12 protein-coding genes are annotated in these 11,724 nt (G+C 65.8%); 1 reads left to right on the top strand and 11 read right to left on the bottom strand.

The window, feature by feature from the left end:
• Positions 1 to 231 precede the first annotated feature (231 nt).
• Positions 232 to 552 (bottom strand): DUF736 domain-containing protein, encoded by a 321-nt coding sequence (locus VA613_RS09045; protein WP_324778759.1) that lies wholly within the window; start codon positions 550 to 552, stop codon positions 232 to 234.
• 550 nt (positions 553 to 1,102) lie between these two features.
• Positions 1,103 to 1,585: a hypothetical protein gene (locus tag VA613_RS09040; protein WP_324778758.1), complete on the bottom strand. Its 483-nt coding sequence runs from the start codon at positions 1,583 to 1,585 to the stop codon at positions 1,103 to 1,105.
• A 343-nt stretch (positions 1,586 to 1,928) separates the two neighbouring features.
• Here VA613_RS09040 and VA613_RS09035 point away from each other — a divergent pair, with 343 nt between their 5' ends.
• Positions 1,929 to 2,627 carry a DUF4336 domain-containing protein gene (locus VA613_RS09035; protein WP_324778757.1) on the top strand — a complete coding sequence of 233 codons (699 nt, stop codon included), beginning with the start codon at positions 1,929 to 1,931 and terminating at the stop codon, positions 2,625 to 2,627.
• 24 nt (positions 2,628 to 2,651) lie between these two features.
• On the opposite strand, the gene VA613_RS09030 is transcribed toward VA613_RS09035, so the two are convergent.
• The 9 genes from VA613_RS09030 to VA613_RS08990 form a co-directional block, all read right to left on the bottom strand.
• On the bottom strand, positions 2,652 to 3,623 hold the full coding sequence (locus tag VA613_RS09030; RefSeq protein ID WP_324778756.1) for a DUF2493 domain-containing protein: 972 nt from the start codon (positions 3,621 to 3,623) through the stop codon (positions 2,652 to 2,654).
• Between the two features lie 279 nt (positions 3,624 to 3,902).
• Positions 3,903 to 4,967 (bottom strand): DUF7146 domain-containing protein, encoded by a 1,065-nt coding sequence (locus VA613_RS09025; RefSeq protein WP_324781233.1) that lies wholly within the window; start codon positions 4,965 to 4,967, stop codon positions 3,903 to 3,905.
• A complete protein-coding gene (locus VA613_RS09020; RefSeq protein ID WP_324778755.1) occupies positions 4,967 to 9,232 on the bottom strand; it encodes a strawberry notch-like NTP hydrolase domain-containing protein in 4,266 nt (1,421 codons plus the stop codon). The genes VA613_RS09025 and VA613_RS09020 overlap by 1 nt, the downstream gene beginning before the upstream one ends.
• Positions 9,233 to 9,402: 170 nt before the next feature.
• The gene (locus tag VA613_RS09015; protein ID WP_324778754.1) at positions 9,403 to 9,711 is read right to left on the bottom strand and encodes a DUF4326 domain-containing protein; all 309 of its coding nucleotides are present in this window, start codon (positions 9,709 to 9,711) and stop codon (positions 9,403 to 9,405) included.
• Positions 9,712 to 9,856: 145 nt separating this feature from the next.
• On the bottom strand, positions 9,857 to 10,099 hold the full coding sequence (locus VA613_RS09010) for a DUF6117 family protein (RefSeq protein ID WP_324778753.1): 243 nt from the start codon (positions 10,097 to 10,099) through the stop codon (positions 9,857 to 9,859).
• Positions 10,096 to 10,521 (bottom strand): hypothetical protein, encoded by a 426-nt coding sequence (locus tag VA613_RS09005; RefSeq protein ID WP_324778752.1) that lies wholly within the window; start codon positions 10,519 to 10,521, stop codon positions 10,096 to 10,098. Before VA613_RS09005 ends, VA613_RS09010 begins: the two co-directional genes overlap by 4 nt.
• 68 nt (positions 10,522 to 10,589) lie before the next feature.
• On the bottom strand, positions 10,590 to 10,862 hold the full coding sequence (locus VA613_RS09000; RefSeq protein WP_324778751.1) for a hypothetical protein: 273 nt from the start codon (positions 10,860 to 10,862) through the stop codon (positions 10,590 to 10,592).
• Positions 10,859 to 11,332: a hypothetical protein gene (locus VA613_RS08995; RefSeq protein WP_324778750.1), complete on the bottom strand. Its 474-nt coding sequence runs from the start codon at positions 11,330 to 11,332 to the stop codon at positions 10,859 to 10,861. The genes VA613_RS09000 and VA613_RS08995 overlap by 4 nt, the downstream gene beginning before the upstream one ends.
• Positions 11,325 to 11,696, bottom strand: coding sequence for a hypothetical protein (locus VA613_RS08990; protein WP_324778749.1), 372 nt, complete (start codon positions 11,694 to 11,696; stop codon positions 11,325 to 11,327). Before VA613_RS08990 ends, VA613_RS08995 begins: the two co-directional genes overlap by 8 nt.
• Positions 11,697 to 11,724: the final 28 nt, after the last annotated feature.

Below are 11,724 nucleotides of genomic sequence, written 5' to 3'. Positions count from 1 at the left end.
CGAATGTTTGAGCTATGCTGCGTTGGCCTCATTAACATAGACGTGATCGCGAATTTTGCGGATTGATTCACGCGGGCGGCACTAAGGCTTATGCCTTTACCGATGACAGCGCCTTGAGGTCTTCTTCGGATCCGGTCGAACTCGTGGCGTTGGTACACCCGCGCTTCGGCAGTTTGGCTCGATACGCGAAAGCCCCGCCCGGCGCGGCCGGGCGGGGTTGCTGCGGAGGTCTCAGTCGCCGTTCTTGCGCGGCCGCGACCAGATGAGGGTGTAGCCTTCGCCGTCCTCGTCGTCGAACAGGTTCGCGTAGATCGGGGCGTTGAAGGAAGGGTCGTCGAGCTTGAGCGAGAGATAGTCGCGGCCCTCTTCGGAGCGCTTCGACCACGCCGCCCCGATTTCCGCCCGCCCCACATAGACGCGGTGGCTGGGGGCGTTCTCGTTGGAGCGGTTGTTCTCGGCGACAATGCGGACGCCCTTGGTCTGCACGCTCAGGGTGACGATCTCGCCCTGGAAGTCGCTGCCGACCTTCTTGAAAGAACCGATGTTAGCCATGTCACTTCTCCTTGCTGTTTTCGAGCCCGCGACCACCGCGGCCTCGATGGCGATCGACAGGCCGGGGACGATCGACGACGCACCCGCTCGCGGGCCGGAGCGCAGCGGAGGATGACGGCGGTGAGACTTTCTTGCCTCGCGAGGAATGGGCTTTAGCCCAGGGGAAGAAAGTCGAGCCGACGGCGTTGCGGCTCAGGCGATCGAGGCGCAGCCGGTCTTCGGCCAGATCAGGCCATCAAGAGGCCAGGTGCGTCCGTGCTCTGAACAGCATCCTCGGGAGAAGTCGTGGCGGATGTCGGTTGTGCCGCACAAGATGTCGGCGAGTTCAGGCGTAGAGAAAGAAGCCATAGCGTAGAAAAAGGCGGGATCGCTTGCTGCGGAATTGCCGCGACTGAGCGTGTTCAGTCGCCTCTAGGTGGCGCAGGGAGATCGGCGGTGCGGATCGTTACACGCTGATGGGCCGTGACGTTCGTTCTCGCTCGCAATATCGACACCCCTATGACGCCGGATCGTGAGCAGCGTCGTTTGAGGACGAGGGCGGCGGTGTGATTCAGCCTTCGCGTGTTGCGGCCGTAAGAGCCGGCTGCGATTCATCCGCACTCGCCGCGCCCGGCCGCAGCGGAAGGGGTTCGGCCAAGACCGTCATGCGCGCCCAGGCCGTGCAGCCGATGACGATGGCGCCAATCCATGCGAAGGTCTCCCGCCAAAACAGCGACGGAACGCCGATCTGGGAGAGCCCGAGGACGGCGTGGTAGCCGGCGATCGCAGCGGGAATGGCGAAGGCTGCGGCGATGGCGGCGCGCAGAGGGATCGGCTTCACAAGTGCGAAGGCGATCTGGCCGATGCCGAGCGTCAAAGCGCCGACGACAACTCCGATGAGAAGCGCGCCGAGGACGCCTGCGCCGTCATGAAACGCAGCCATGCCGGCGGTGAGCCCGACGAAGAAAGGCAGCGCATAAACGGCGAGCGCGAAAATCAGCCAGCAGAACAGGCCGATCCCGAAGATACTAAGAATGAGTCCGATGACGAGCATGGTGGTAACCTCCGTGACAAAAGATGTGACGGTCGCGCCTTCCACCACCACCACGGCGCGGCTCGAAGTATAGCGGAAGACGGGCCAAAATGGGAGAGCCAACCCCGCCGGCAGCCGCCCCTCATTATCCGGGAACCTTCCAGCGACCCCCTCCGGTCATGGGAGATCCTATGGGGCGGGTAGCGCTTCACTCGGCTGTCGGCAGAATAAGGCCGTCGTACCCCCTGGCGCAGGAGGTGCTTGATGCACGATCAGCAACGGCTAGACCAGCGCGGCATCCACACCGATTTCGGCGCGATTTTCGTCTCGGTGGAACTCATTTGCTCGGACCGAGGGTGGGGAAATGCTTGAACGGACGCACGACGCCCTATGGGTTGCAGAGGGGCAGAACGTGCGCTTTTTTGGCGTTCCCTATCCGACACGTTCGGCGATCATCCGGCTCGAAAACGGCGACCTGTGGGTTTGGTCCCCGGTCAAGCTGACTGCGGTCTTGCGCGCTGAGGTGAGTCAGCTTGGTCCGGTTCGTCACCTCGTAAGCCCGAACAAGCTCCACCACCTCTATCTGAAGGAGTGGAAAGCAGCCTTTCCTGGCGCGCAACTATGGGGACCACGATCGACGATCAAGAAGCGCCCCGACCTCGAGTTCTATGGAGCGCTGCAGGATGATCCGCCGTCCGAGTGGCTCCCCGACATCGATCAGGCATGGTTTCGTGGCTCCTTCGCTATGGACGAGATCGTGTTTCTTCATCGTCCGTCGGCCACGGTAATCGTCGCCGACCTGATCCAAACATTCAGCGACGCGTTCCTCCGAAAGCATTGGGGTTGGTACAGTTTCCTGGCGCGTCTGGATGGCCTGACTCAAGAACAGGCCTGCGCGCCGCGGGAATGGCGATGGTCATTTATCAACCGCGCGCCTGCGCGTCGGGCGCGCGACAAGGTGCTGGGCTGGAAGTGCCGAAACCTGATTGTGGCACATGGCGAGAGACCGGGCGCCATCGACCAAGCGTTTCTAACCAAGTCGTTCAGATGGCTTGGAGCCTAAATCGAAATTTAGCGAAGGCGGCGCTCACGCGCCGCCCTCGCCATGCTTCCAGACCGGGATGCCGAGCTTCTTCGCCTTGTCGGCGAGGTTGTCCTGGATGCCGGTGCCCGGGAAGTGGAGGACGCCGATCGGCAGCACCGCCAGTAGCGCGTCGTTGCGCTTGAATGGTGCGGCCTTGGCGTGCTTCGTCCAATCGGGCTTGAAGGCGATCTGCGGCACCTTGCGGTTGCTCGCCCATTTGGCGGCGATGAGTTCGGCGCCTTTCGGTGAGCCACCGTGCAGCAGCACCATGTCGGGATGCTTGGCGTGGACCTTGTCGAGCCGATCCCAGATCAGGCGATGGTCATTGAAGTCGAGTCCGCCGGTGAGGGCGATCTTCGGCCCAGGTGGCAGCATCACCTCGGTTTCGGCCCGTCGCTTCGCAGCCAGGAAGTCGCGGCTGTCGATCATCGCGGCCGTGAGCGCGCGGTGGTTGACCAGCGATCCCGAGCGGGGACGCCAGGGTGAGCCAGTGTGAACCTCGAAATGTTCGGCGGCCTGGTCGCGAAAGAGCTCCATGCTGTTGCGGCGCTCGGTCAGCGTGATGCCCTCTGCCGTCAGCCGTTCGAGTTCGACGGATTTCACCTCCGAGCCGTTCTGTTCGCGCTGACTGCGCCGCTGCGCCTGCTCATTGTCGTCAAGCTCGCGCTCAATGCGGTCGACGGCGCGGTGAAAGAGATTGACGGTGGACCAGAGCAAATCCTCGAGGTCCGGTTCGAGGCGCGTGTCGCTCAGGGTCGAGACGAGGGCGTCGATGATGTCGGCGACGGCTCCGGCCACGGCATTGCCTTCGGGAAGCGGCCTTGGGTCGGGTTCGTCCTGAAAGGGACGGTAGCCATAGAGCTGAAGCTCGTTGAGGACATGATCGGTCGGGGATGAGTTGTGCGGCGGTTCGAATTCGGTGTCGTCGTGGTCGGTCGTCATAGTGAGGTCCTTTGCCGGATCGGCCGCGCCCATCGCGGCCTTCGTGGCGATCACTGGACCGGGAGCGGAACGGGCCTGCACCGCGGCGCTCTTGCGCCGCGGCCGAAGCGCAGCGGAGGACCGAAGGGGGCCGGCTATTTTGTCTCGCGATGTAAAGGCGGCTCTGCCGCCGACGGAAAATAGCCGGGCCACGAGGTTGCCGGACCGGGGCGCTTCTGGTCCGATCGCCCTCTAGAAGGCCAGGGCGCGGACTCTATCCGGCTCTTGGGGCCTCGCCTCGACCGACAGTGACGACGCTCGAACCGCCGTGCTTCACCCCGTCTCGGCCGTCGCCATCAGCAGGAAGCGGGCGACGTCCTGTGGGATGAGTTCGACCCGCAAGGCTGCCTGAAGTGCGTCGAGGCCGAAGCCGCGGAGATCCTCGTTGAAGTCGCCACGCCGGGGCGACCAGGTGATCGCCTCGATACCGGCCGATTGGGCGCGCTCGGTCAGAGCAATCGCCGCCCCGTCGCCGGCCGCATCGTTGTCGCGCGCAATATAGAGCCGGCGCAGAGTCGCCGGGAGCAAGAGAGCGGCGAGGTGATTGGCCGAGAGAGCGGCGGCCATCGGCAGGGTTGGCAGCACGCAGCGCAACGACAGCATGGTCTCGATGCCTTCGCCGGCCGCGAGCACATCATTGGCCACACCGAAACGCACGGCGTTGCCGAGAAGGTCGCCCATCGCCCGTCGCGGCGTGTCGATCGGCGCCTTGCCGAGACGGACAGGATGGAAGCCATCGGGGTCGAGCCAGGTGCGGTGCGCGCCGGTGATGCGCCCATCGAGATCGGTGACACGGGCGATCATCGCGGGCCAAGTCTCGGTCGGCGAATCCTCGTCAGGCCGGTAATAGCAGCGCGGATGGAATCGCAATGCGCCGTCTTCGTGCAAAGGCGTAATGCCGCGATTACGGAGATACGTCTCGACGAGAGTGCGCATTGGCGGCTGCGACATGGCGAACAATCGCCGTGCCGCCTCCGGCGAGCCGGTCGGTGCATTGGGTGTCCGGGCGCGCGGACGATCGGACGACGGCTCGGGATGAGGCAGGCTCAGGAAGCGGCGTGCTTCGTCGGCGACGTCATGGAAGTCGATGAGGCCGCAGCTTTCGCGGATGACATCGAGCAGATCGCCATGCTCGCCGGTCGCGGCGTCGGTCCACTTGCCGGCCGGCCCTTTCGGCGACTCCTTCAAGCGCACGTACATCGACCGGCCCGGCGTGTTGCGGGCATCGCCGACGAGCCAGTAGCGGCCTTCACGACGGCCGTTGGAGAGATAGTGACGGCATACCGTCTCGGCGTCGCGCGCGAGACGGTGTGCCAGGTCGGAAGCATCGCGCGGCATCACGCGGCCTCGCGCTCGCCGACGCGCTCGACCGGATAGCGGTCGAGCACCTTCGCCAGTATCGCGATCCCGCTCGCGTCGGTCGGAACGAACATGCGCAGTTTCCAGGAGATGATCTCGTGGAAGAGGCCGTAGGCTTTCAGCCGGTCGCGCATCGTGTCGTTGAAGCCCGACAGTTCAATGCGGTTGGCGCCCATGACCCGCACGCGACGGAGCTGGAGGCCTTCGGCGAGATCGAGGACGGTCCGGCCGTCCATGAGGGCGGCGAAGGCGGTGTCAGGCGTCAATGTCGGAGCGCCGGCTGCGAGGGCGGTCGCGACCCAGGCGGGCGAGACCTTGCGGCCGATGATGCGCTCGCCGGCATCGGTCTGAAGCCGATAGACGCGCGTCGACTCGTTCGGCAGCCGCTTCCAGATCGGCAGGAGCAAGCCCGCAACGACATGGATGGTGCTGTCGGTGAATTCGGGCACTTCGCCGAGTTCGGTCTGCCAGGCCGAGGCGAAGCTCTTACGATCGGCTTCGGCCCAATGGCTTTCCGCCATCACCTTCAGCGGAAGACTGTGATGTTCCATCGGCCGGACCAGACGGACGCGGCGTTCGATCTCGCCGTCGTCGAGCATGAGGCTCGGCGCCGGGACTTGAACGGCGGCTCTGCCCGACCGCTCATTGACGAGCAGGGCCGCGCGCGGATCGGAGAGACGATCGAGCGCCTCGTCCAGCGTCACGGGCTGGTTGCGGCGGCGTTCGGTGATGGTGAGCAGCCGGGTCTCCGCGCCCGTGGCCGGATGGCTATAGATGACGCTTCGGTCGGCGACGACGAAGCTCTCGGCGCGCAACGTCTCCAGTCCGGCGTCGTAAGTGCCGGATGCGATCGCGCCCTCGATGCGGGCGGTGAGCAATTGCTCGAACGCGGTGAAGAGCACGTTCTGCAAGTCGATAGTCAGCGCCAGCATTCTGTTGAGGAAGGTCGTGATCGGCGGCAGCTCGTCCTTGATACCGTTGGCATCCATCAGCTTCAGTCCGGTCGACGCCTCGAAGGTCTGAAGCGAGCAGCCTTCGACCTTGCCGCGCACCAGCAACATGTAGAGCTGGCGGAGTGCATCGCGGCCGTAGTGGCTTTCGAGATTATCCTCGGGTCTGAATAACCCCTGGCCGCCGGTTTGGCGCTGGCCGCGCGTGATGGCGCCCAGCGTGTCGAGGCGGCGCGCGATGGTGGAGAGAAAGCGCTTCTCCGCCTTCACGTCGGTCGCAATCGGCCGGAACAGCGGCGGCTGCGCCTGGTTGGTGCGGTTCGTGCGGCCCAGGCCCTGGATGGCGGCGTCCGCCTTCCATCCGGGCTCAAGGAGATAATGAACACGCAGCCTGCGATTCCGCGCCGACAGCTCGGCGTGATAGCTCCGTCCGGTGCCGCCGGCGTCGCTGAAGACGAGGATGCGCTTGGTGTCATCCATGAAAGCGGCGGTCTCGGCTAGGTTTGCCGACGCCGCACGGTTCTCGACCATCAGGCGGTCGCCCTTGCGGATCACGCGGCGCGATCGGCCGGTGACTTCGGCGACGATGTCGGTGCCGAAGCGCTGGACGATCTGGTCGAGCGCGCCGGGCACGGGCGGAAGCGAGGCGAGCTTCTCGATCAGGCGGTCACGACGCGCGACGGCTTCGCGGCTCTCGACCGGCTGGCCGTCGCGATAGACCGGCCGCGACGAGAGATTGCCTTCCGAGTCGGTGAACGGCTCGTAGAGCTGCACCGGAAAGGAATGGGCGAGGTAATCGAGCACGTACTCGCGCGGCGTGATATCGACCTGGACGTCGCCCCAGTCCTCGGTTGGGATTTCCGCGAGCCGGCGCTCCATCAAGGCTTCGCCCGTCGAGACGATCTGGATGACGGCGGCGTGGCCGGCGTCGAGATCGCGCTCGATCGCGCCGATGAGCGACGGCGTCTTCATCGACGTGAGCAGATGGCCGAAGAAGCGCTGCTTGGCGCTCTCGAAGGCCGAGCGCGCGGCGGCCTTGGCCTGGGCGTTCAGCGTGCCCGTCTCGCCGGTGATGTTGGCCGCCTGCATTGCGGCGTCGAGATTGTTATGGATGATCGAGAACGCGCCCGCATAGGCGTCGTAGATGCGGATCTGTTCGGGCGTGAGCCGGTGTTCGACCAGTTCGTACTCGACACCCTCGTAGGACAGCGAACGCGCTGCATAGAGGCCGAGCGCCTTGAGGTCGCGCGCCAGCACTTCCATCGCCGCGACGCCGCCATCCTCGATCGCCTCGACGAATTCGGCGCGCGTGGCGAACGGAAAGTCCTCGCCGCCGCACAGCCCGAGGCGCTGGGCGTAAGCGAGGTTGTGGACGGTCGTGGCGCCCGTCGCCGAGACATAGACGATGCGGGCGTTCGGCAGGGCGTGCTGAAGACGCAAGCCTGCGCGTCCCTGTTGCGACGGCGCCTGGTCGCCACGCTCGCCCTTGCCACCGACGGCGTTCTGCATCGCATGGCTCTCGTCGAAAATGATCACTCCATCGAAGTCGGAGCCCAACCATTCGACGATCTGCCGGACGCGCGAAAGCTTCTCGCCGCGCTCATCGGTGCGCAGCGTGGCATAGGTCGTAAATAGGATGCCTTCCGCGAGGCGGATCGGCGTGCCTTGGCGGAAGCGCGAGAGCGGCGTAACCAGCAGTCGCTCCATGCCGAGGGCCGACCAGTCGCGCTGCGCGTCCTCGATCAGCTTGTCGGACTTGCTGATCCACAAGGCGCGACGGCGGCCCTTCAGCCAGTTGTCGAGCAGGATGCCGGCGACCTGGCGGCCCTTGCCCGCGCCGGTGCCGTCGCCGAGAAACCAGCCGCGACGGAAGCGTACGGCGCTCTCAGCGTCGTCGCGCGCGGCGGTGACGAGATCGAAGGTCTCATCGACACTCCATGCGCCCGCCAGAAAGTCCGTATGCGCTTCGCCGGCATAGATGATGCTTTCAAGCTGCGCGTCGGACAGCAGGCCGTCGCTGACAATAGCTGTGGGGAGATGCGGACGATAGGAGGGCTTGGGCGGCGCGACCGACGCCATCGCCGCCGACTGCACGAGCTTGGTCGGATGCCCCAGAGAGCCAGGAATACGGATCGACTGCAATCCGTATTCTTCATAAAGCGCGTCCGTGAGACGGACGCCCTCGGGCGGTGTCCATTCGACGGTCTCATAAGACAACTCGACGCCCTCGGGCTCGGCAATCGCTGTTGCCTGCTGCCGCGAGGCAGCGCGCGCGAGATAGCCGCGAACGGTTCGAGGCGTGGCGACATTGCCGGCGCCCGGCGCAGCGAGCAGTCCGGCGACTGGGCGACGCGGCGGGACATGTTCGGCGATCCAGCCGACCAGCGTGGCGACGTCCGGCGCGATCCCGGCGGACGCGGGAAACTGCGCCGGATCGGACGCGGGCGCCTTATCGATCACGGTAACGCGCGTCTCGACGGTCGTGCCGTGCTTGGCATAGACCGATCCGTCGATCGCCGCGGTGAAGACGACGGTGCCGCGCTCCTGCAGGCGGGCGAAGGCATCGCGCCAGGATGGCGTCTCGGGGCCGAAGTTCGCGCCGGTGATCGCGACAAGCCTGCCGCCGTCGGCGAGACGCGCCAGCGCCGAAGCGACATGGCGATAGGCGGCATCGGCCATCCTGCCGCTCACGTTCGCCATCGCCGAGAACGGTGGGTTCATCAACACCACGGTCGGCGTGATCGCGCGATCGAGGTGATCGTCGATCTGCGCCGCGTCGAAGCGCGTCACGTAAAGATCGGGAAAGAGGTGGGCGAGCAGATCGGCCTGGGTCTCGGCCAGCTCGTTAAGGACGAGCGCGCCGCCGGCGGTCTCCGCGAGAATGGCCAGGAGGCCGGTGCCGGCTGACGGCTCCAGCACGCGGTCGCCGGGCGCTATGGCAGAGGCGCATAGCGCGGCGAGGCCGAGCGGGATCGGCGTCGAGAATTGCTGAAGCGCCTGGCTCTCCTCGGACCGCCGTGTATGGGTGGGAAGAAGGCTCGCGACCTTCGCGAGCTGAGGCAGCGTCGCAGCCATGGAGCCGGCCTTGCGGAAAAGCGGCTTGCCGTATTTGCGGAGAAACAGGACCGTCGCCGCCTCGCAGGCGTCATAGGCGGTCTTCCAGTCCCACGCGCCGGACGTGTCGGAAGCGCCGAAGGCCTGCTCCATCGCGGCGCGCAGGACGGCGGCGTCGACGCGGTGTCCCTGCTCGAGATGGGGGAGAAGAAGCCGCGCGGCCTCGGCAAGGCGTGGCACGGGAGCATCCGTGCGGGCGCACGGGATCGGTTCGGCTGCTGGTGCGGCCGCAGCGGCAGAAGGATGCGACATGAGAAGGGACCTCGGGAGAGCGGGACACGGGCGAGCCGGCCGGCGCTCTCTCTGGACCGCACCGGCTCAAACCCGTCCCGGCCCGCCTCTCCCTCTCGTCACGCGGCTGCCTTCACGCCGCGCCACCACGCGATCCGCGCCTCGCGCGTCGCGTTCGCGAGCCGCAGCAACAGATCGCCGTGGCACGGCCGCGGTGTGCAGAAGCAGACCAAGTCGCAACCGCGAAGCTCGTCGAGTGCGCGCAAGAGATGATGCTGATCGGCGAGCCAGCGCTCGTACTTCGCGATGACAGCGGCGCGGTCGCCGTCCGGGCCGATCCGGAACGGATTGCCCCACTTCGAACCGCGCCCGATATAGACGGCGCCCGCCGGCACGCCGGCGTGATGCTTGTTGAGAACCCTGCACATGACCGATCGCCTCCTGATCCCGTTGCGGCGGACTGGCGACCGGATGCGGTCAAAGCCCGGCGGTCACGCATCGCGCACGATGCGGGAACGGCTTGCCCGTTGACCGGAGGGCTGCCGCGTCCAGACAAGTCACGGCGCGAGGGCGTCAGGAGGCTTGCTCGTCCGGCAGGGTTGGAGCCGGCGGTACATAGGCGTCGTAGGGATTGCCGTCGGCCAGGTGGCCGAAGGGTGCGAACAGGAAATCCGTGCTGTCGCGCCCGACAGCGCAGATGACGTAGCGGGTCTCGCCGGTCGCAGCATCGGCGCATTCCATAAGAGCGAGGTTACCGTCGGCTGCGGCACGGAGCAGCGTCTGAAAGTTGGCGCGCGCGTGATCGGGAATGCTCATCGCGGGCCTCGCTTTCCCCGGCCGGATGACAAGGTCCGGGCGAGCCAGCCGCTTGTGTCGGTCCAAGCGATCGTCTTACGGGTTGCGAGATCGAGAACATGGGCGCCGCCACCGAAGGCGTCGATGCGCGGCCGCGAGCATGTGTTGGCCCATTGGAAGCCCCAGCGGCCCTTAAGGTCGAAGGCTTCCGCACACCGAAGGACAAACGTGATGACCGTTTGCGGATCGCCGGTGACGTCATCATGGATCCAGAGCCGGCTTCCACCATGCTCGGGCTGTATGGAAAGAAGAAAGGCGTCCGCAGGTGGGTCTTCCTGCGCGTTCTCCTCCATCAGCGTATTGTAGAGGTCGAGGGCGCGCGCCGCGTTGTCGGGTGTGTCGACATCGAGCACGCATGAGAAGTGCGTGAAGAAATCAGCCATGATGGCCTCCTGAAACGACGAAGCCCGGCGCGAAGGCCGGGCTTTCTGGAATTGCGGTGATTGGGAGATCAGCCGGTTGGGCCGTCGTGAATGCGGTCGTCGTCGAATTCGACGTCCTCGATCACGGGATGGCGGCCATCCGGGGCAACGCGGTCGATGAAAGCAATCACGCCTTCTCGCCGTTCCTCGATGTCGATGTGTTCAGGATGGGCGCCCGACTCCATCGCGCGCTTTGCGGCGGCCTTGGCCTTGTCGATGGCGTCGGCATCCGATTCGGCGTCGACGGTGAGGCCGTCATAGGCGCGCAGCCAGAAGCCGATCTTGACGATGTACTCGGTCATGGCGCGCCTCCCTCCTTCGAAACCGCTGTGTGATCGTCGCCCTCGGTGTCGGACGCCGCGTGATCGCCGACGGCTTCGAGGCGTGTGAGGATGACGCCTTCTGCGACGGCGTAGTCAGCAGCAAGGTCGGTCGCCCAGCGCCGAGCCTCATAGAGCTCGTCGTTGTAGGACTCCCATTTGCTGGCGACGCGCGCGCAGCCGTCGTTGATGAGACGCGGCAGGTCCGGGTGATCGGCGAAGATCTCGCGCGCCTGTTCGAGCGCGTCCTCGACGGTCAGCACGAGAAGCGGATGCCAGCCGGCCGGATACTCGCAATCGAGCATGATCCGCTGAGCCTCGTCTGCGTCGAGACGATCGCGGAAATACGCCCAGGCGCGCGAGAGACGCGCCAAGTGATAGCGGGCGCGAAACCACCGATGGGCGATGCGGTCGGCGACACGCGGGCATGCTGCTTTGAGACGATCAAACACGGCATACCTCCCGAATCCGGGCCGCGAGGTCCTGCGGACGATTGAGAAGGTCGAGGGAGGCGAAGTTGTTGGGACCGCCGTGGTAGTCCTTCCGTCCCTGGCAGGTACGGAAGAGGACGCCGGTGTCGTGGCCGGCGGCCGGCTGGCAGGCCTGCACATAGAGGCGGTCGGCGTGCAGTGTGACTTCGCCGGAAACAGCGATGCCGCCCTGGTTGGAGCGCAGATCGTAAGCGCCGGGCGACAGACCGAGGGCGGCGGCAACCCGCTTGAGCTGGCGGCAGGCGTGGCTGTGAAACGCGCGCTTCGCCGGTGCGTCGTAGCAGACACGGCGCCGGAAATCGAAGGCGGCTATGGTCTTGGACATGGTCGGGACTCCGGGAGCGGATCGCGGG

This window comes from Thiobacillus sp. SCUT-2, assembly GCF_035621355.1.
GTDB lineage: Bacteria > Pseudomonadota > Gammaproteobacteria > Burkholderiales > Thiobacillaceae > Thiobacillus > Thiobacillus sedimenti.
The sequence above is the reverse complement of the archived record's forward strand: the minus strand, read 5'-3'. Positions and strand labels throughout refer to the sequence as shown.